Genomic DNA, 18,745 nt, shown 5'->3' on the forward strand with positions numbered 1-18,745 from the left:
CAGCGCCTACGAGTCCCCCATGCAAGATTCCCTTAAGCGCCAGTTCTGGCGCTTTTTAGTCCCTACCGTTGCCGCCATGATGGTGAGCGGCCTGTACCAGTTTGTGGATGGCCTGTTTGTCGGCCAGCAGATCGGTGCCGTGGGGCTGGCGGCCATCAACATCGCCTGGCCGGTGATCGGCCTGGTGTATGGCGCGGCGCTGATGGTGGGCATAGGCGCCGGCGCCCTCTCCTCCATGGCCCGGGGAGAGGGGGACGGTGCTCGGGCGGCGCGCTGGCTGGGTGGTGGCCTCTCGCTGTTGCTGATGATGGCCGTGCTCTGCGGCGTTTTGCTGCTGCTCCTGGGGGAGAGCTTGCTGACCCTGCAGCAAGCCTCTGGTGAGGTGTTGGCCATGGCCAGGAGTTACCTGCAGGTGCTGGCCTGGGGTTGCCCTCTGGCCCTTGGCGGGATCGCCATCCCCTTTCTGGTGCGCAACGACGACGCCCCCAACCTGTCCACCCTGCTCATCGGCGGTGGCGCCCTGGCCAACATCGCCCTGGATTACCTGTTCATTGTGCAGCTGGACTGGCAGCTGCAAGGGGCCGCCCTGGCCACCGTCCTGTCTCAGGCCCTGGTGTTGCTGCTGGGTCTGGCCTATTTTCGCTCCTCGTTGTGCCGCACCCGACTCTCCCTGGCGGACGCCGGACTGAGCCTCGCGGATGCCAAAGCCATACTGTCCCTGGGGATGGCCAGCTGGCTGATGTACCTCTACTACAGCTTCATCACCGCGGTGCACAACGCCATGTTTCTCGAGTATGGGGATGCCATCCAGGTCGGGGCCTTCTCCATCGTCGGCTACCTGTGTGTGGTCTATTACCTGTTTGCCGAGGGGGTCGCCGGCGGTGCCCAGCCGTTGCTCAGCTATCTGTTTGGCGCCAGGGAGTACCCCAGTTTGCAGAAGGTGATGGGCTGGGCCCTGGGGTTGGTGCTGATCTCCGGCCTGCTCACCGTTCTGCTGTTTGTCACCATGCCCACCCCACTGATTCATGCCTTCAACAACGACGACCCTGCCCTGTATGAGGCCACCCGTCAGGGGCTGGCCTGGCACACCTGGGCCCTCTATTTTGACGGCATCATCTTCGTGATTGCCGCCTATTTTCAGTCGGTAGGCGATGGCCGCCGGGCCGGGATCATTACCCTGGCCAATCTGGCACTGCAGCTGCCCTTCTTGTTGCTGCTGCCTGTCTGGCTGGGGGTTCAGGGGGTGTGGATTTCGGTGCCGCTGTCCAACACCCTGCTGGTGATCTGGGTGCTGTGGCTGTTGAGGCAGGATTGGCAGCGGCGGGGATTGCCGCTGCGCGTTAGGGGGTAACCGCTCTAGCGGCTGGCCAGCTCCCCTTTCAGGCGTTCAATCTCCGCCTTGAGGATCATCACTTCATGCTCCAGCTCCTGAATACGGGCCTTATCGTCCGCCACCACGTCGGCGGTGGTGGGCATGGACACCTCCCCTGAGAACAGGTGGGCGTAGCGGGCCTCCCGCTTGCCGGCTTCCCGGGGCAGTTGCACCACCATCTCCCGCTCGGCCAGCCCCTGCAGCGCCGAGTCAACCGCAGTCACATCGGCAAACTGGGCCAGGCGGCCGGTGCGGCTGCGAAGCTCACCCGGGGTCTGGGGGCCGCGCAGCAGCAGCACGCACACCAGGGCCCGCTCCTGCTCACTCAGTTTCAGGCCACCGAAGGCGGTGTTGCAGAACCTGTGCTTGTACTTGCTGGCCCGGGCGCCGCCCTCCTCACTGACCAGGCGGCGATCCATCAGGGCGTTGAGGGTCTGACGAATCTCGTTGTCGCTGAGGGAGAGCACCGGGTCCCGGTTGCTCTTCTGGTTGCAGGCGCTTTTCAGGGAGTTGAGGGTCAAAGGGTAGAGATCAGGGGTGGTGCTCTCTTTCTCCAAGAGGCAGCCGATGACTCGGGTTTCGTTAAGGGTCAGGTTCATCTCCACGGCGGGCCTCCTTAGCAGTTAGACCGACTCAGTATTTCCCCTGGCGGATAAAACGGCAAGCCCTGGCGCAGATGACTGGCCAGCCTTTGAGCAATGACAGAGGAAAAAGGGTTAGAGACTTGATCCACAATAAGAAAGGTCAGAGAAGCCTCGTGGGGCCAACTCTGTCTATCGGCAGGAAGGTAAAATTGTTTAGAAAACATTCAATCTAATTGTCAGAATTGCCGGTCGGCGTCTGAATTCTGGCCAATGAAATTGAACCTGGGTCGTTAGTTTCTGTATTCTGGTGACTTATCTCTAAGTTGCCGTGGAACCTCCCTTGAACCGCATCGCCGTCTTCGTGGATGTGCAGAACATCTACTACACCTGTCGCCAAGCCTTCGGTAGCCAGTTTAACTACCGGGCTCTGTGGCAGCACCTGTGCAATCAGGGAGAGATTGTGTTTGCCACCGCCTACGCCACTCATAAGGGCGACGATGGTCAGCGCAAGTTTCAGGATGCCCTTAAACACATTGGTTTCGATGTGAAGCTCAAACCCTTTATCCAGCGGGCCGATGGTTCGGCCAAAGGGGACTGGGATGTGGGGATCACCATAGACGTGATGGAGCAGGCCCCCCAGGTGGACACCGTGGTGCTGCTCTCAGGCGACGGCGACTTCGACCTGCTGCTGCACAAGGTCAGCCGGGACTACGGAGTGGATGCCCGGGTCTACGGGGTGCCCGCCCTGACCGCCCACTCCCTGATGGAGGCGGCGTCCGAGTTCTGTCCCATAGGCCCGGCGATGCTGCTGTAACGATTGTCAGTTGTTCGCCTTCTTCTCAAAATACTGCAGATCGATAAACAGGGTGGCCATCAGCAGCAACTGACGGCTGCGGTTGTCCAGAGAGGGATCACTGTACTCCACCACGAAGTTGTCCTTGTCGGTAAACAGCTCGGTCAGTCCCCCTGACCAGCGTTTGCTGATGCAGGCCACGTCCCGTCCCTGACGCTGTACCGGAAAGGTCCAGATGCGCCACAGGGGCGAGGCGACCGTCATTAACACCCGGCCATGCTCATCTTCGATGTCGAACTTCTTGTGCAGCAGGGCGAAGCGCTGCTGAACCGTCCCTAGCCGGACGCCGCTGGCATCGCTCACCTCCAGGCACTGAAACCACCAGCGGAAAGGGTGGTGGGCAACCAATAGAGGTGTTCGCTGGGGTGAGAACAGGTGGATGTCGAAACGGCGCCAGTGACCAAACAGCTGCCGGGAGAGGGTGCCCAGCATGCCGGAGCTCTGTTCGGCGGCGTAGCCCAGGGGGCGTTCATGGGCGTCCAGCACCTGGTAGCGGTTGCGGCTTTCGAAGCCGAACAGCTCGGCCATCTCAAACACTTGCTGAATGCGGATTCTGGAGTGGTTCTCTAGCATAGCGGGCTCCTTGCTGAAGCCACTACTATAGCGAATCTATCGGAATCTATTGATACTTTTGCAAAATCAGGCGTCTCTGGGCAGGCCTTTCTGGACCACACGAATCAGCCGTTGTTGCTGTTTGCTCATCTTGCCCAGGCCGCTGCGTTGCTGCGCCAGGGCCCAGCGAATGTGTTCATCCACCATCTCATCCACCCTGCCCAGTCCCCGCTCCAGGGCGTCGATGATCGCCTCATCGGCGGGGGCGTTCCCCAGGGCCACTGCCAGGTTGCGCTGCCAGCGACAGAAGCCGATGCGGCGGATGGGGGAGCCCTCGGTGGCGCTGAGAAATTCCGCCTCGTCCCACTGCCACAGGGTCAGCAGCGGCGCCTGATGCAGTTGAGGGCGAGTGTGAAAGTCCCCCTCTGCGGTTAGAGGCGCCTCCCGGTTGTGGGGGCAGGCCAGCTGGCAATCGTCACAGCCGTAGATGCGATTGCCCATCAGAGGACGCAGTGCCTGCGGAATGGCCTCGTCGGATTCGATGGTCAGGTAGGAGATGCAGCGGCGGGCGTCGACCACGTAGGGGGCGACGATCGCCTGGGTGGGGCAGAGGGTGAGGCAGGCGGTGCAACTGCCGCAGTCTCCCTGGTAGGGGGCATCTTCAGGCAGAGGCAGGTTGGTGAGCAGCTCGCCGATAAAGAACCAGCTGCCCGCTTGCCGGTCGATCAGCAGTGAGTGCTTACCTACCCAGCCCAGTCCGGCCTCCTTGGCCAGGGGGCGCTCCAGGATGGGGGCGGAGTCCACGAAGGGGCGGCCATCGAACTGGGCGACCCGCTCTCTCAGGCGGTTGCCCAGTTGCTTAAGGCGGTTGCGCATCAGCTTGTGGTAGTCCCGCCCTCCGGCGTAACGGCTGATGTAACCGAGATCCGGCTGACTGAGGGTAGCGGCAAATCCCGCCTCTGGGGGCAGGTAGTCCATGCGCACCACGATGGCGGTGACACTGCCCGGATGCAGCAGGGCGGGCTGGGTGCGCATCTCCTGGTTGCGGGTCATGTAGGCCATGTCACCGTGGTAATGGTTGGCCAGCCACTGTTGCAGGGCGCCTTGCTCGCCGGTCAGGTCCAGACGGGCGATGCCACAGGCGGCAAACCCCAGCTCACTGGCCCAGGCCTTGATCTCAATGGACAGGGCGCCCCAGTCCGGCGCGCCCTGTGTTGTGCTTTGGTCGTTCATGGGGGCTAGGGTATCAGATCTGCCCCCAAGGGTCCTATTTCAGGTGTCCGGAGGTCATGGGGGCCAGGGTCAGCGAACCATTGACGGTTTTCATCTCCACCTTGGCGTCCCCCTGGCCCTGGCTGAAGCTCAGGCTCTCGGTGGGGACATACTCACCCCGTTTCGGCTGGTGTTCGCTGATGCGGTTGCTGATGTCACCGCCGGGGCCGGTATCCAGCTTGAAGCGGGCTGAGGCATCCCGGGGCAGACTCAGTTTGGTGTCGCCATTGACGGTGTCGAAACTCAGCCTAGCGTTGCCGGTGAGGCTGTCCACCTCCACCTGGATGTCCCCGCTGACGCTGGTCACCTCCAAGGCGCCCACCTGAGTCAGTTGAAGCTGGATATCACCGGAGACGTTCTCCACTTCGAGCCTGTCGCCGGCGCGGCTCAGCTGCACTTCGCCACTGACCGACTCCACACTGGTGTCGCCCTGAAGCTGCGCCGCCTTGATGTCACCGCTGACGGTTTCCAGCTCAATCTCTCCCTCCAGGGCGGTGGCGGTGATGTTGCCGCTGACGCTGTCCACTTCCACCTCACCGGAGACCCGGGCTATCTCGAGATCGCCGCTGACGCTCTCCAGCTCCAGCCCACGGTTGAGGTCGCTGACGTTGAAGTCGGTGCTGACCCCTGTGGCTTCCACCTCGATGGAGCCGGGCAGGGTAACGGTCAGGGTGCTGCCGTCGTTGTCCCCCTGCCATTGACTGGGCATCTTGACCTCGGCCACCAGGGTGTTGCCCTCCCGTTCAAACACCCACTCCTTGGCCTGGTCATCCAGTTCACCCTGAACCCGGATCTCGCTGTGGCTGCCGCCGGTCAGGGTGACCTCTCCCCGCGGCACCACCAGGGTCAGTTTGCTGATGCCGTCGGCGTTCATGCGGCTGTCGATGGCGTCACCGGCCCAGAGGGGCAGGCTGAGGCCCAGCAGGCCTGTGGTCAGTATCAGTTTCTTCATAGGGTTCTCCTTGAGGTGTTCTTGTTCGTCGTTGTGCCGCCGCCGGAGCGTCAGAGTTGCTGCAGGCGTTGGTGGCGAAGCTGCTGTTTCTGGATCAGGTCCAGTTCCCGCTGCTGTACCCAGAGCCACAGCTGCAACAGCTCCGGATTGTCCGGTTGCTGGGTCAGGGCGGTGTACAGCTCCTGTTCGGCGCTGCGGATGCTGGCCAGGGCTTCGCTGGCAGCCAGGGCGCCCGGTGTGGTGCCGGCGTGCACCATGGCCGGCGTCAGCCGGGTCTCCAGCCGTTGGCGCCGGGCATCGTGTTGCATCTGGAGCTGGGTCAGGACGCCCAGCAGTGGTGCCTGGGGAGCCGGGCTGCTGAGGCGTCCCCCCAGGAATCCGCCCAGGGTGGTCACCAGCAGGCTGGCGGCCAAGGCCCAGGGAAGCCAGGGCCGCTGCGGCGCCGCAGGCACGGAAGAGCGATCCAGCCCGTTTTCGATGGCGGGCCACAGGTCTCGGCCTGGGGCTATCTCTTTGTCCAGTTCCTGCAGCATGGAATCCAGTTGGCGACTCATATCAGCATCTCCTGTAGCAGTTGGCGGGCCCTGTGGTACTGGGCCTTGCTGGTCCCGGGCTGAATCTCCAGCAGTTGGGCCACTTCGTGGTGGTGGTAGCCCTCGATGGCGTGCAGCACAAACACCTGGCGTGCCCGCTCCGGCAGCCTGGGCAACAGGCGGTCCACCAGTTGCAACTCCTCCATCGCCGCCCCCTGTCGCTGGGCTTCCTCCTCGCTCAAGGGCGTCAGCTGAGGCTGACTCTTGAGGTAGTTGAGGGCGTGGTTGAGGGTCAGGCGGTGCAGCCAGGTGGTGAATTGTGCCTCGAAGCGAAACTGAGGCAGTTTCTGCCACAGACGGATAAACACCTCCTGGGTGGCCTCTTCGGCGCAGGCGACCCGGCCGCTGAGTCTCAGGCACAGGGCATAGACCCTGGGGCTGTGGCGGCGGTAGATCCGGGCAAAGGCGTCGCGATCGCCTTTTTGAGCCAGGCGGATCTCCCGCTCCTGCTCTGCCGGAAAGGGGGGCAGATTTTGTGTCAATGCACTCTCCTTGAAGGGCCAAACCGGTGGCGCCGGCCATCTCTGTTACTCCCTATGACAGGCCCAAGGTGGCAAAAGGTTGGAAGGGCAACAACAAAAAATTGTTTTTGAGGACGAAGATTTCGAGTGAAGTCAGTTCACACAAGATGGGATTTTGTGATCACTTCCCATGAATTTGCGGCTAATTGCTGTCAAAATGCGCGCCACAACCCGCGGATTGCCGCGATTCCCCCAGCTCCCCGGAACTAAGCACTGGCACGGATGAACTCCATACGCAGCAAATTGATCTTATGGTTGGCCCTGTTGCTACTGGTGACCAATGGCCTCGGGTTCATCAATGCCCTGTGGACCGCCAAGGGCTATTACCAGGATGTCCACGATGCCAACCTGGCCCAGCGGGCCAGGGTGATGCTGCAACTGCTCAACGAAACTCGGGCCGATCGTGTGGATGAGGTGGTTCGTCAGGCGGTCAAACGTTTTGAACAGCTGGACCTGACCTATCGGCAGGGGTGGATTCTGGGGGATGACGCCGAGCTGAATAATTCGGACCTGGTGCACTACCAGATCTGGAGCCGGGGTCACTGCGTCAGTGCCAATGGCCACCCCTGTGTGGAAGGTGGCATCTTTTCCGATCTCAATGCGGGGTTCGCCCGCCAGGAGTACAAGGGCGACACCTGGCACACCTATACCGTCTACAGCCTCAGACACGAGCTCTATCTGACCGTGGGTTACCCCGATGCCCTGGGACGGGATCTGCTTCAGCGAGCCATGTGGGCCAGTTGGGGCACCCAGATGGTGCTGTTGACCCCATTGAGTATCCTGCTCTGTTCCCTGGTGGTGGGTGTCTCCATTGCACCGCTGAGGCGCCTCAGTAAGCAGGTCAGTCAGTGGCCTGCGACTCCCCTGCCTGACGGTGAGACCCTGCCCAAGGAGCTCAGAGCCTTTGTCTCGGCACTGGGACGCAGTCAACGCTCTCAGGCCGATGCCGAGTCCAAGCGGCGGACCATGGTGGCGGCGCTGTCCAAACGGGTTACCGGTCACCTGCATGCCCTGGGGGAGCGGCTGCAGCGCCACCCCGATGATCTGGTGGGGGCGATGCAGGCTCTCAATCGCAGCGAACGCCTGGTGCGTAATGGCCATCTGCTCAGTGAACTGGACAGAAGCTGGCGCCAGGATGAGATGCGCTGTGACCTTTACCGGGAAACGGCCCTGAGCTGTGCCCGCCATTATGGCGACGCCATGGCCCTGGGGGTCAGATTGACACTGCGAGGGCTGCAGCGTCAGGGCGAGGTGGCCGTACCCCCGGTGATGCTTCAGGGGATGCTGGATAACCTGATAGACAACGCCATCAATGCCAGCCCCAAGGGGGCCGAGGTGATCGTCACCGTGCGTCAATCCGAAGGGGGACGCCTGTTGCTGACCGTGGCGGATGCGGGGCCCGGGCTGGATGAGCAGACTCTGAATCTCGACGGGCTCAGCGACGCCGCCAAATATGAGCACGGCGTCGGCCTGGTGCTGGTGCGGGAAGTGGCAGCCACCTTCGGCCTGGACCTGACCCTGGGCAGCAGCCGATTGCTTGGGGGTACCCTGCTGCGCTGCAGCTTTCCGCCCCTGGACTGAAACTACCCCATCTCCAGGGCGGAGATCGGGTCCAGCTGTTCTCCCTGATACACCTCCAGCCGGTTACGCCCCAGGTGTTTGGCCCGGTAGAGGGCGGAATCCGCCTGCTGCAGAAGATCCGGCAACTGTTGCTCCCGGCCGGTGACCGTGGCCAGGCCGATACTGGCGGTGATCGTCAGCTTATTGCCGGACCAGTCCACCCTGTGGTCGGCAATGGCACTCTGCAGGGTGTTGGCCACGTGCAGGGCGCCGACGGCCGGAGTGTTGGGCAACAGCACCGCAAACTCCTCGCCGCCATAGCGGCACAGCACATCACCGGGCCGCTGCAGGGCGCGGTCACACACCTGGGCCAGCTCCATCAACACCTTGTCGCCGCAGGGGTGGCCATATCTGTCATTGACCCGCTTGAAATGATCCAGATCCACCAGCAGCAGACTGAAGGGCTGTTGTTCCCGGCGGCTGCGCAACAGCTCGATGCGGTAATGCTCATCGAAGTAGCCGCGATTCTTCAGCCCGGTCAGGGGGTCGGTGCTGGACTTCTCCTCAAGGTGACGGTGCACTCGCACCAGGGAGCGGATCTGCTGGGAGAGGCTGCTGTTGCTCTGCTCCCGCAAAAAGGCGTGCTGGCGGTGATTGAGCTTGAGCAGGTTCCTCAGCTGGCGCCTCTGGGAGACCAGCAGGGTGAGCAGCAGCAATCCATGGCACACCGACCAGAGCAGGGCGCAGCTCAAGGTGATCAGGGGCGGTACCTGGGTATCCAGCACCAGGGTAAACAGCAGAGGCAACAGCAGCAGCAGTTTCACCAGTTCGGTGGAGGCAAAGCTGCGGGGCAGCCTGTGGTTGCCATTGAGTATCCAGCTGGCCTGCCAGGCCACCAGCAGCATCATCAGAGGCGGCAGGGCCAGGTCCAGGGTCCAGTTGGGGACCATCAGCAGTCCCACCAGCAGCAGCGCCAGAGCGGCCTGCGCCCAGAGATGACGACGAATGAGTGCCTGGCTGGCCTGTTGGCTCAGCAGGGCCAGGAACAGAGCGAACCACAGGGGTTTGATGGGCACATGACCGGTGAGCTCCATCAGGGCCACGGCGAAAAGAGGCAGTTGAGTCAGGCTGTGGGTCAGGGGCAGTTTGTCCGCCAGTATGGTGCTGGTGACCTGCTGAGTGAGCCACATGGCCAGCATCAGTCCCAGCAGCAGCCCGAGGAAGAGATCCGGCAGCTTGGGACGGCGCTGTGACTCGGCGTGGATCTCCACCGCCACAGGGGCGTACAGATAGAGGGTGACCTGGCGGTCGTTGACCAGGGGCAGGGTGAAGCTCATGGGGCGGTAACCGGGGCCGTCAGACTGGAGAACCAGGTCCGTCAGCAGTTGTCCGCCCTGGATGACCATCAGGTGACCGTCACCGGCCCAGCCCTGGCTGATCTGCAGGCGCAGCTTATCCCCCGTGGAGGGCAGGATCAGGCGCTTCCACACCATGGGGCCCCGCACCGCCATCAGGGAGGCGGGCTGCCAGTGGTGCTCATCGGCCAGCTGAGTCAGGGAGGCGTCCTGTCCCAGGTTGGCGTAGGCCAGCGGCTGTGTTCCGACGGCCGAACTCCAAAACCAGCCGAGACAGAGGGCGCCGAAAACCAACGCAATAAGTTTCAATCCCTTGATAATCTTAACTTCCTTGCAAAGCCCAGAGTAGTTGTAGCAGAAAAGGCCCATGGATGCAGAAAATTTATTCAATGGCGACTTTTGTCGTCAACAGAATGGCTTGCGGCGCCTGTCGCCGCCCTCTAGCATAAAGACAGTAGTGACTGGTAATAGGAGAGCTTGCATGCAACCGGTCTTTTTCGCCCTGATGTCCCGGATGCAGAACGTGCATCGCTGGGGCAAGTCCAACCCGACCCGCGCCGAGAACGTCGCCGAGCACAGCTTCCAGGTGGCGATGTTCGCCCATGCCCTGGGGGAGGTTCGCAACAAGGTGTTCACCGAACAGCCCCAGGTCGACGCCAATCACCTGGCGGTGGTGGCCATGTTCCATGATTCCGCCGAGGTGCTCACCGAGGATGTAAACAGCGGCATCAAATACAGCGACAAGCGGATGCTGGCCCTGTGCCGGGAGATGGAGGCGATCGCCGCCCATATGCTGGTGACCACCCTGCCTGCCCCTCTGCAATCCACCTATAAGGGGCTGATCGAGCACGAGGATGATCCGGAGACCGCCCGCTTCGTCAAGGCCGCGGACCTGCTGTCTGCCTACACCAAGGCGTTGTCGGAGCTGCGGGCGGGGAACATGGAGTTTGAGGGAACCGAACGCAAGGTGCTGGCGGCACTGGCGCCCTATGTCGAGACCATGCCTGAGGTGGCCTGGTTTATGGAGCACTGCGTGCCGGCGTTCCAGATGACCATCGACGATCTGGTGGACGCGGCGCTGGTGGGAGACGGCGAATAAAAGAAACGGGGCGCTGTGCGCCCCGTTCTGGTATAGGGTGGGCCATTCCATGGCCCGCGACAACCCGTATTACAGGTCGTCGGTGTTCTCGGACAGGTAGGCGGCTACGCCGGCAGGGGAGGCGTCCATACCTTTCTTACCCTCTTCCCACTGAGCTGGGCACACTTCACCGTGCTCTTCGTGGAAGTTCAGGGCGTCAACCATGCGCAGCATCTCGTCGATGTTACGGCCCAGGGGCAGGTCATTCACCACCTGATGGCGTACGTTGCCTTCGGAGTCGATCAGGAAGGAACCGCGGAAAGCCACACCGGCTTCTGGGTGCTCAACGTCGTAGGCTTTGCAGATCTCGTGCTTCACGTCGGCAACCAGGGGGTACTTCACTGGGCCGATGCCGCCATCTTCAACGGCGGTGTTACGCCAGGCGTTGTGGCTGAACTGGGAATCGATGGATACGCCGATAACCTTAACACCGCGCTTCTGGAACTCTTCGAAACGCTTGTCGAACGCGATCAGCTCGGAGGGGCAAACGAAGGTGAAATCCAGAGGGTAGAAGAAGATCACCGCCTTGGAGCCTTCGATTTCAGTCTTCAGGTTGAAGTTCTCAACGATCTCGCCATTACCCAGTACGGCAGCGGCGGTAAAATCAGGGGCAGGACGGCCTACTAATACAGACATGGTGTTCTCTTCCTTTTTAAAGGTTAATTTCAACGGCAATCTTAATCTAACTTACTAGACTGCCGACAAATTCCCAATACGTTAGTCATGTGAAACTGAGCACAGTATAGGGGGGTGTGTTCCTTTGAAGAATCGAATAAAATAGATTAAACCAATCGATTGTTCCGGAGCAGACGATGCGCAGACTCCCTAGTCTCAAAAACCTATATTATCTGGTGCATCTGCACAAGGCGCAGAACTTCAACCGCGCCGCCAAGGCGTGTCACGTCAGCCAGTCCACCCTCTCCAGCGGCATTCAGAACCTGGAAGAGCAGATGGGCTGTCAGCTGATCGAACGCGACCACAAATCCTTCCTGTTCACCGCCACCGGCGAGGAGGTGGTGTGCCGCGCCCGCGAGTTGCTGGCTCAGGTGCAGGAGCTGACCGATCTGGCTCAGAGCGCAGGGGACGCCATGAGCGGCACTCTGCGACTGGGTTGTATCCCCACCATCGCCCCCTTCCTGTTGAACAGGGTGGTGAAGGAGTCTCAGCAACGCTTCCCCGATCTTACTCTTTTACTTAGAGAAGATACCACGGAAAACCTGCTTTCCATGCTCGGCAACGGCGAATTGGACCTGCTGTTGCTGGCACTGCCGGTGGACACCTCGGGTTTCCACACCATGGGGGTGGGCATCGATCCCTTCCAGGTGGTGATTCATCAGGAGTCTGCAGAGCAGTCCAAGCTCAGCTACGAAGATTGGCCGGACGAGAGCATCTTCCTGTTGCAGAGGGAGCACTGCATCACCGGCCACGCCATCAGTGCCTGTAATCTGGAGAACCGGGAGAAGATCAATCCTTTTGCCGCCACCAGCCTGCACACCCTGGTGCAGATGGTGGATTCAGGCCTGGGCAGCACCTTCCTGCCGCAGATGGCCATAGACGCCGGTATTCTCAAGGGAACCAATCTGCTGACCTATGTGCCTGAGGGGCAGAAGGCGTATCGGGAGATTGGTCTGGTGTGGCGGCAGACGACCAGTCGCCTGCGCACCTTTAGAACTCTTGGGGAGATGATTGGGGATCTGCTGCCGAGTAAGTCCGACTGACGGAGAACACTTCGATCTCCTGCTGCTTTCCCTTGAGGCGAATGGGCCCAAGGGAGAGCAGATCATAGTTGTGGTCATCATCCAGCGCCTCTTTCACCTGATCGGACACCAGCATCTGGCATCCCAGGGGACCACACTGGTCCTGGAGGCGGGCCAGGGTGTTGAGTACGTCTGAGAAGAAGCTGATCTCCTGCTTATATACCCCCACCAGCGCGGCTACCACCTGGCCACCATGGGCGGCCGCCTTGAACTTGGGCACGAAGCCATACTCTTTCTGGAAATAGTGACGGTTCCAGTAGAGGGTCTGAACGAAATCAAAGTAGACGTTGAGGCAGAGTCGAGCCCTGGACCTGTGACGCTGTGGCCAGCTGATCAGCACCGCATCCCCCACGTAGCGATAGATCTCCCCCTGGTTCTGGGTGACCACATCGGAGAGCAGGTCGAAACAGTCCTGAATCAGGCGGCTGAACCTGTAATCCCCCAGGGCTTCGGCGTGGGCGGTGGAGCTGACCATATCCAGGAACAGGAAGATCCGCTCCTCATACCTGGGCTTGTGGTATTTGCCCATACCGATGTTGAGCAGCACCCTAGGCCCCACCAGCAACCCCATCTGCTCGATGAAGGCCAGACCGGTGCGCACCAGCACCAGATAGGCGATCAGGGTCTGGGCCGAGGGAGCGTTAAGCACATGGGCGGTGAGAATCTGACTGGTGGCAGCAAACTGCTCGGCGTTGTCCCAGGAGTTGAGCCAGTTGGTGATGTAGGCCAGGGTCAGGGCGCCCAGCAGCAGAAACAGCCCCTTGAACGCCACGATAAAGGCGTAGGGCATTCGCCGGATGCCGCTGACGTCGGTGATCAGGTTGGACAGCCAGTGCAGACAGCCGAAAATCAGCCCCATATAGATGGACAGGGTGGTGAGATCCGCAGCCGTGATCGCCCAGTACGGACGGTCGTCCCCCTGGGCATAACGGAAGGTTACATAGGCCATCATCGCTAGAGACCAGGCGATAATGGCGAAGACCAGTTTTAGAAATTGTTGCCGCGACTGCACTCTGGTAAAGGGACTCTGTAATTATGGGGCCGGTGGAAAAGTTCCCGCCTGGCTTATTTTATTTGTAATAACGAGACATTATACAAGTTTTGTGACCTCAACCCAAACGCATATCACCTTTTGGATAGGCATTATTTCAGTTGTTATGGAAGTGTCTCTGTAGTAGGGCATGGGTGAAGGGGATCTTCAGATAGAAGCCCCTGGGCAGGGTCTGAATCAGGGTGCCGTCCGGGCCGATTCCCTCGGTAAGCACCCGGCTGTTGGCGGCCTTGGGGCGAAGCTGCAATACCTCACCATGGCGGGCGGTGATCGATTCCACCTCGCCCAGGGCGACTCGCTCCATGATCTCCTCCCAATCCTGTTGCAATGCGTGCCACTCATCTGGCGAGGGGCGCCACATCAGGGGCATCCCCAGGGTACGCTGTGCCACCGGAATCTGCCGCTCTCCCAGGATGGGTATCCACAGTATTGCCCTGAGCTTGTGACAGACCGGGCTTTGTTCCCAGCGCAGGCCGCCCAGATTGGTGAGGGGGCAGACGCTGACGAAGGTGGTTTCCAGGGGCTTGCCCTGCAGATCCACCGGGATGGTCTTCAGTTCGATGCCCAGCTGTTCGAAATCCGGGTGGGGCTTGGAGCCTGCGCTGGCGCCCAGATAGCGTTCCAGCAACTGACCGCTCCAGCCTTTGTGGCGCAGCAGATTGTCGGGTACCGCGATGCCCAGAGCGTCGGCCAGCTCCCCCAGGGTCCAGCCTGCTACCGCTTCGGCGCGTTCCAGTAGCTGTGCTTCGGAGTCCGGGGTGAAGTTAAGATCGATCATCCCGCCATTCTAACCCGAAGCCCCTAAGTGGGAACACCTTGATGGGGATAACTTTTGTGGGTGATTTTTGTACTGGTTTGTTGCCCACAGCGTGGCAAGCTCTGCAAAAAGTCGGGTGAATGAGGCTAACCTCATGAAATTAAAATAATTAAGTCATAATCAAAATGCAGTAATTGTCACTGTTATTCAGGTTATCCCGCCCTTACCCGTTTTTTCTTAACAGAGTTATGCACAGTTTGATTGGATAACTGTCGGCATTTGATCCACAGGAGCCTAAGGGTGGTGGATCTCTAACCGGGTCGCCAGGGGTTTTCTAACCGGTTGAGTCAAACTTTATACCAGGCATCCTGGAGCGGCGAGAATTTGAACGATCCAGGATCCTAGGTGGCGATCTGAATGTGGTTGGCAGTTATATATTTGATTTAATTTGATTTTTGTTTGTGTTGCGTAAGCGTCGAAGGATGGATTCTGTTCATCCATTGCGGATATCTCCACCACATACATTTTTACAAACAGGCTTATCCACAGCTCCGGTTGATAACTTTAGGGGGAATCGAGCAGGGGATAAATTTTCTGTATATAAGTGTTGAAAATTCTCGAAGTTACCCACTGGGGGCGCTCTCTAGCCCGGGATTGCCCCCGAGCGTCATTCTGTGGAACAATCAGAGCAAGATAAAAATCAATCGGATGACATAGTGATCGACAACGAAGGCTATAGAGCCAATGTGGGGATCATTATCTGTAACCGCCAAGGTCAGGTACTCTGGGCAAGGCGGTATGGCCAACACTCCTGGCAGTTCCCCCAAGGGGGGCTGGATCAGGGAGAATCCGCCGAACAGGCGATGTATCGCGAGCTGTATGAAGAGGTTGGGCTGCAGAAGAGGGACGTCAAAATCCTGGCCAGCAGCCGTTCCTGGCTCAGATATCGCTTGCCTAAGAGGCTGGTCCGGCAAGATTCCAAGCCGGTGTGTATTGGTCAGAAACAGAAATGGTTTCTGCTGGAGCTGGTGTCCGGCGAAGATCAGATCGATCTCAAGCGCAGCGGCCACCCTGAATTCGATGACTGGCGTTGGGTCAGCTATTGGTACCCAGTTCGCCAGGTGGTCTCCTTTAAGCGGGATGTCTATCGTAAGGTGATGAAGGAGTTTGCGCCGGTGGCCATGCCATTTCAGCCGCGCAAGGACCATACTAAACGCACCCGGGATGGAAACAACAAAGCCAGACGACGAAGAAGAGGCCGATGATTACCACACTGCGCACTATAGTGCAGCGGGTCGCTGAAGCTCAGACTGCGGAGCAGTCGATGATCGAGTTGGTGCAACAGACCCGCGCCGCCATGAACACCGATTGTTGTTCCCTCTATCTGACCGATGGAGAGGGGCTGATCCTCAAGGCCAGCGACGGCCTGGCGCCGTCCGCCGTGGGGCGGGCCCGCCTCAATGCCGGCGAAGGCATCGTCGGTATGGTGATGCGCCGGGAGGAGCCCATCAACCTGGCCGACGCGCCCTCTCACCCCGCGTTCAAACTGCTTCCTGAAGTCGATGAAGATGAGTTCCGTGCCTTTCTGGCCACCCCCATTACCCACAGGAGTAAGGTCCTTGGGGTGCTGGTGGTGCAGCAGAAGCTGGCTCGTCAGTTCAACGAAGATGAGGAAGCCTTCCTGGTGACCCTGGCGTCGCAGCTGGTGCCTGAGCTGCGCCCCAGCAGTGACCTGCCTGAGTTGACCGAAACCGGCCCCCGTCGCTGGAGTGCCACCGTGGCCAGTCCCGGCATTGCCGATGCCGAGATCCTGCTGGCGCGCCCGCGCATCTCCCTCGCCATGGAGGAGAGTAAGGGGCAGGGCAGTGACCGCGAGTGGGACAGGCTGGAGCGGGCGCTACTGGCCACCCAGGATGAGATGACCGCCCTCAGTGGCCGACTCAGTGGCGAGATCGAATCCCAGATCAGCGCCATCTTCGACATCTACCAGTATCTGATTGCCGATCCTGTGCTGCAGCAGGATCTGATGGCCGGCTGTGACGAGGGCTGGTCCGCCGAAACCGTGGTCTCCAGGGTGTTTACCCAGTATGTGGCCCGATTCGAAGCGATGACCGATCACTACCTTAAGGAGCGTGCCAGCGATCTCAAGGATCTGGGCCAACGCATCCTGGGTCAGCTGGCCCGTCCCGGTCAGGGGGGCAAACCGCCCTCCAAGCCGGTGATCCTGGTGGCCAGCGAGATCACTGCCACCATGCTGGCAGAGGTGCCCCGCAATAAACTGGCGGGCATCGTCAGTGTCGAGGGGGGCGCCAGCTCTCACGCGGCGATCCTGGCCAGGGCGATGTCGATTCCGGCATTGTTCGGTATCGATGGCTTGCCGATTCAGGCCCTGGCGGGTAAGCGCGCCATCCTGGATGCGGTGCGCGGCCAGCTGCTGGTGGAACCAGCCGAGACCGTGGTGCGTGAGTTCCATCGCTTTCAGTCCTCCCTGGCCAAGAAGGACGCCCGTTATGAGCGCGGCCTGACCGAGCCCTGTGAGACCCTGGACGGCGAACCCGTGTGCCTGCAGGTGAATGCCGGGCTGGTGGCGGAAGGGGAGCAGCTGGATCCCGCCTACGTGGGCGGCATCGGCCTCTATCGCTCAGAAACCCTGTACATGCTGCAGAATCACTTCCCCACCGAGCAGACTCAGGAACGGGCCTATGGCCGGGTGTTGCGTGCCCTGGGCAGCAAGCCGGTCACCATACGTACCCTGGACATCGGTGGTGACAAGCCTCTGCCCTATTTCCCCATCCGGGAAGACAACCCCTTCCTGGGCTGGCGCGGCATCCGCCTCACCCTGGATCACCCAGAGCTGTTCCTGGTCCAGGTCAAGGCGATGCAGCGGGCGTCGGTGCAGACCGGTAACCTGCGGATCCTGTTGCCCATGGTGTCCAACCTGGATGAGGTGGAGCAGGCCCGTAAGCTGATCGAGCAGGCCCGCCAGGAGCTGGAGGAGGAGCTGGAGTGCACCCTGCCCAGAGTCCAGGTGGGGGTGATGATCGAGGTGCCCGCATCCATCTACCTGCTGCCACAGCTCAGACAGAATGTGGACTTCTTCTCCGTGGGCAGCAACGACCTGACCCAGTACCTGCTGGCTGTGGACAGGACCAATGCCCAGGTGGCGGACAGGTTCAGCCACTATCACCCTGCGGTGATTCAGGCCCTGGCCCAGACTGTCTCCCTGGCCGGCGACAGTGAACTGAGTGTCTGTGGTGAGATGGCCGGCGAACCCGAGGGGGCGCTGATCCTGATGGCCCTGGGGCTGCGTCAGCTGAGCATGAACCGTCGCAGCCTGGGCCGTATCCACCACCTGGTGCGCCACCTGAGCGCGTCCCGGTTGGAGCCGCTGCGCGGTGCCCTGCTGCAGGCCTGCGACGATCAGCAGGTGCGGGATCTGGCTCGCAGTTGGCTGGATGAGCACGATCTGTCGGAGCTCTACCAGGACGCCTAGGGTGATCATGGCATTTGGGACGCTGACTCAGTATCCTAGGGCCACTTTTAAGGGACGGGGGCCAAGTGCCCCCGCCGTCGTTGACGGCCCCGCCACCTCAAGGTGGTGGACTTTACAGAAGATTCCAAGATGACCGAAAGCTACTTTGTGTTTCCCCAGATCGATCCTGTGATCCTTGAGATTGGCCCCCTGGCCCTGCGCTGGTATGGCCTGATGTATCTGGTGGGTTTTTTGGGTGCCATGTGGATGCTCAACCGCCATGCGGACAAGCCGGGTTCCACCTGGAGCCGTGACCAGGTCTCCGACCTGCTGTTTTATGCTTTCCTGGGTGTGGTGCTCGGCGGGCGCCTGGGGTACGTGTTCTTCTACGGCTGGCAGTGGCTGTTGGAAGACCCGCTTTATCTGTTCAAGATCACCAACGGAGGCATGTCCTTCCACGGCGGTTTGATCGGGGTGATCGTGGCGATGTTCTGGATCGCCCGCCGGCAGCAGCGCACCTTCTGGCAGGTGGCGGACCTGGTGGCCCCCACCATTCCTATCGGCCTGGGTTTTGGTCGCATCGGCAACTTCATCAACGGCGAGCTGTGGGGCAGGGTGAGCGATGTGCCCTGGGCGATGATCTTCCCCGGTGCCGGGCCTCTGCCCCGTCATCCCTCTCAGCTGTATGAGGCGGTGCTCGAGGGGCTGGTGCTGTTCCTGGTCCTGAACTGGTATAAGAATCGCACCGATAAGCCTGGTGCGGTGGCCGGCCTGTTCCTGGTGGGGTATGGCTGTGCCCGCTTCCTCATCGAGTTCGTCCGTCAGCCGGACGCCCACATGAGCCTGTATATGGGCTTCTCCATGGGGCAGTTGCTGACCATCCCCATGCTGGCCTATGGCGGCTATCTGATGATGCGGCCGGCCAAATGACACTGCCCTGTTAACGGGCAGAACGA

The 18,745-nt window shown here is 60.7% G+C and carries 18 protein-coding genes; 8 read left to right on the forward strand and 10 right to left on the reverse strand.

The genetic code is table 11. The annotated features are described in order from the left end of the window. The first annotated feature begins 19 nt into the window (after positions 1-19). Positions 20-1,351 carry an MATE family efflux transporter gene (locus tag QUE41_RS04020; RefSeq protein WP_286341650.1) on the forward strand — a complete coding sequence of 444 codons (1,332 nt, stop codon included), beginning with the start codon at positions 20-22 and terminating at the stop codon, positions 1,349-1,351. Between the two features lie 5 nt (positions 1,352-1,356). Here QUE41_RS04020 and QUE41_RS04025 read toward each other — a convergent pair whose 3' ends face one another. Next, the gene (locus QUE41_RS04025; RefSeq protein WP_286341651.1) at positions 1,357-1,971 is read right to left on the reverse strand and encodes a YceH family protein; all 615 of its coding nucleotides are present in this window, start codon (positions 1,969-1,971) and stop codon (positions 1,357-1,359) included. A 325-nt stretch (positions 1,972-2,296) separates the two neighbouring features. On the opposite strand from QUE41_RS04025, the gene QUE41_RS04030 reads away from it, so the two are divergent. Beyond that, the gene (locus tag QUE41_RS04030) at positions 2,297-2,770 is read left to right on the forward strand and encodes a LabA-like NYN domain-containing protein (protein WP_286341652.1); all 474 of its coding nucleotides are present in this window, start codon (positions 2,297-2,299) and stop codon (positions 2,768-2,770) included. 6 nt (positions 2,771-2,776) lie between these two features. Here QUE41_RS04030 and QUE41_RS04035 read toward each other — a convergent pair whose 3' ends face one another. The 5 genes from QUE41_RS04035 to QUE41_RS04055 form a co-directional block, all read right to left on the reverse strand. After that, a complete protein-coding gene (locus QUE41_RS04035; protein WP_286341653.1) occupies positions 2,777-3,382 on the reverse strand; it encodes a phospholipid scramblase-related protein in 606 nt (201 codons plus the stop codon). A 66-nt stretch (positions 3,383-3,448) separates the two neighbouring features. Continuing rightward, the gene (gene queG / locus QUE41_RS04040; RefSeq protein WP_286341654.1) at positions 3,449-4,594 is read right to left on the reverse strand and encodes a tRNA epoxyqueuosine(34) reductase QueG; all 1,146 of its coding nucleotides are present in this window, start codon (positions 4,592-4,594) and stop codon (positions 3,449-3,451) included. A gap of 34 nt (positions 4,595-4,628) precedes the next feature. Continuing rightward, positions 4,629-5,585, reverse strand: a complete 957-nt coding sequence (locus tag QUE41_RS04045) for a DUF4097 family beta strand repeat-containing protein (protein WP_286341655.1) — start codon at positions 5,583-5,585, stop codon at positions 4,629-4,631. A 50-nt stretch (positions 5,586-5,635) separates the two neighbouring features. Continuing rightward, positions 5,636-6,139 (reverse strand): hypothetical protein, encoded by a 504-nt coding sequence (locus QUE41_RS04050; RefSeq protein ID WP_286341656.1) that lies wholly within the window; start codon positions 6,137-6,139, stop codon positions 5,636-5,638. Then, positions 6,136-6,660 carry an RNA polymerase sigma factor gene (locus tag QUE41_RS04055; protein ID WP_286341657.1) on the reverse strand — a complete coding sequence of 175 codons (525 nt, stop codon included), beginning with the start codon at positions 6,658-6,660 and terminating at the stop codon, positions 6,136-6,138. Before QUE41_RS04055 ends, QUE41_RS04050 begins: the two co-directional genes overlap by 4 nt. Before the next feature lie 261 nt (positions 6,661-6,921). Between QUE41_RS04055 and QUE41_RS04060 the strand changes: the two genes are divergently transcribed. Continuing rightward, complete coding sequence (locus QUE41_RS04060; RefSeq protein ID WP_286341658.1) at positions 6,922-8,280, forward strand: sensor histidine kinase; 1,359 nt, start codon at positions 6,922-6,924, stop codon at positions 8,278-8,280. A 2-nt stretch (positions 8,281-8,282) separates the two neighbouring features. Here QUE41_RS04060 and QUE41_RS04065 read toward each other — a convergent pair whose 3' ends face one another. Then, on the reverse strand, positions 8,283-9,923 hold the full coding sequence (locus QUE41_RS04065; protein ID WP_286341659.1) for a sensor domain-containing diguanylate cyclase: 1,641 nt from the start codon (positions 9,921-9,923) through the stop codon (positions 8,283-8,285). A gap of 172 nt (positions 9,924-10,095) precedes the next feature. Between QUE41_RS04065 and yfbR the strand changes: the two genes are divergently transcribed. Continuing rightward, the gene (gene yfbR / locus QUE41_RS04070) at positions 10,096-10,713 is read left to right on the forward strand and encodes a 5'-deoxynucleotidase (RefSeq protein WP_286341660.1); all 618 of its coding nucleotides are present in this window, start codon (positions 10,096-10,098) and stop codon (positions 10,711-10,713) included. Positions 10,714-10,782: 69 nt separating this feature from the next. Here the strand turns inward: yfbR and QUE41_RS04075 are convergent, their stop codons facing one another. Then, the gene (locus QUE41_RS04075) at positions 10,783-11,388 is read right to left on the reverse strand and encodes a peroxiredoxin C (protein WP_028108695.1); all 606 of its coding nucleotides are present in this window, start codon (positions 11,386-11,388) and stop codon (positions 10,783-10,785) included. Between the two features lie 176 nt (positions 11,389-11,564). Between QUE41_RS04075 and QUE41_RS04080 the strand changes: the two genes are divergently transcribed. Continuing rightward, a complete protein-coding gene (locus QUE41_RS04080; protein ID WP_286341661.1) occupies positions 11,565-12,470 on the forward strand; it encodes a hydrogen peroxide-inducible genes activator in 906 nt (301 codons plus the stop codon). On the opposite strand, the gene QUE41_RS04085 is transcribed toward QUE41_RS04080, so the two are convergent. Together QUE41_RS04085 and mutH are read right to left on the reverse strand one after the other, a co-directional pair. Then, on the reverse strand, positions 12,418-13,461 hold the full coding sequence (locus QUE41_RS04085; RefSeq protein ID WP_286341662.1) for an adenylate/guanylate cyclase domain-containing protein: 1,044 nt from the start codon (positions 13,459-13,461) through the stop codon (positions 12,418-12,420). The genes QUE41_RS04080 and QUE41_RS04085 overlap by 53 nt on opposite strands. Before the next feature lie 196 nt (positions 13,462-13,657). Continuing rightward, on the reverse strand, positions 13,658-14,338 hold the full coding sequence (mutH, locus tag QUE41_RS04090) for a DNA mismatch repair endonuclease MutH (protein WP_286341663.1): 681 nt from the start codon (positions 14,336-14,338) through the stop codon (positions 13,658-13,660). A gap of 695 nt (positions 14,339-15,033) precedes the next feature. Here mutH and rppH point away from each other — a divergent pair. The 3 genes from rppH to lgt all read left to right on the forward strand — a co-directional run bounded on the left by rppH (position 15,034) and on the right by lgt (position 18,719). Beyond that, complete coding sequence (gene rppH, locus QUE41_RS04095; protein WP_286341664.1) at positions 15,034-15,582, forward strand: RNA pyrophosphohydrolase; 549 nt, start codon at positions 15,034-15,036, stop codon at positions 15,580-15,582. Beyond that, positions 15,579-17,810, forward strand: a complete 2,232-nt coding sequence (ptsP, locus tag QUE41_RS04100) for a phosphoenolpyruvate--protein phosphotransferase (RefSeq protein WP_286341665.1) — start codon at positions 15,579-15,581, stop codon at positions 17,808-17,810. Before rppH ends, ptsP begins: the two co-directional genes overlap by 4 nt. Positions 17,811-17,939: 129 nt before the next feature. Continuing rightward, positions 17,940-18,719: a prolipoprotein diacylglyceryl transferase gene (gene lgt, locus QUE41_RS04105; protein ID WP_286341666.1), complete on the forward strand. Its 780-nt coding sequence runs from the start codon at positions 17,940-17,942 to the stop codon at positions 18,717-18,719. Positions 18,720-18,745 lie beyond the last annotated feature (26 nt).

The sequence above is a fragment of the Ferrimonas sp. YFM genome (genome assembly GCF_030296015.1).
Taxonomy (GTDB): Bacteria; Pseudomonadota; Gammaproteobacteria; order Enterobacterales; family Shewanellaceae; genus Ferrimonas.

Excerpts from the sequence above, each read along its gene's own strand:
- yfbR (WP_286341660.1), top strand. The coding sequence starts at position 10,096 with ATGCAACCGGTCTTTTTCGCCCTGATGTCCCGGATGCAGAACGTGCAT.
- ptsP (WP_286341665.1), top strand. The coding sequence starts at position 15,579 with ATGATTACCACACTGCGCACTATAGTGCAGCGGGTCGCTGAAGCTCAG.
- queG (WP_286341654.1), bottom strand. The coding sequence starts at position 4,594 with ATGAACGACCAAAGCACAACACAGGGCGCGCCGGACTGGGGCGCCCTG.
- QUE41_RS04085 (WP_286341662.1), bottom strand. The coding sequence starts at position 13,461 with ATGATGGCCTATGTAACCTTCCGTTATGCCCAGGGGGACGACCGTCCG.
- QUE41_RS04060 (WP_286341658.1), top strand. The coding sequence starts at position 6,922 with ATGAACTCCATACGCAGCAAATTGATCTTATGGTTGGCCCTGTTGCTA.
- QUE41_RS04080 (WP_286341661.1), top strand. The coding sequence starts at position 11,565 with ATGCGCAGACTCCCTAGTCTCAAAAACCTATATTATCTGGTGCATCTG.
- QUE41_RS04025 (WP_286341651.1), bottom strand. The coding sequence starts at position 1,971 with ATGAACCTGACCCTTAACGAAACCCGAGTCATCGGCTGCCTCTTGGAG.
- mutH (WP_286341663.1), bottom strand. The coding sequence starts at position 14,338 with ATGATCGATCTTAACTTCACCCCGGACTCCGAAGCACAGCTACTGGAA.
- QUE41_RS04020 (WP_286341650.1), top strand. The coding sequence starts at position 20 with ATGCAAGATTCCCTTAAGCGCCAGTTCTGGCGCTTTTTAGTCCCTACC.
- QUE41_RS04035 (WP_286341653.1), bottom strand. The coding sequence starts at position 3,382 with ATGCTAGAGAACCACTCCAGAATCCGCATTCAGCAAGTGTTTGAGATG.
- QUE41_RS04075 (WP_028108695.1), bottom strand. The coding sequence starts at position 11,388 with ATGTCTGTATTAGTAGGCCGTCCTGCCCCTGATTTTACCGCCGCTGCC.
- QUE41_RS04050 (WP_286341656.1), bottom strand. The coding sequence starts at position 6,139 with ATGAGTCGCCAACTGGATTCCATGCTGCAGGAACTGGACAAAGAGATA.
- lgt (WP_286341666.1), top strand. The coding sequence starts at position 17,940 with ATGACCGAAAGCTACTTTGTGTTTCCCCAGATCGATCCTGTGATCCTT.
- QUE41_RS04045 (WP_286341655.1), bottom strand. The coding sequence starts at position 5,585 with ATGAAGAAACTGATACTGACCACAGGCCTGCTGGGCCTCAGCCTGCCC.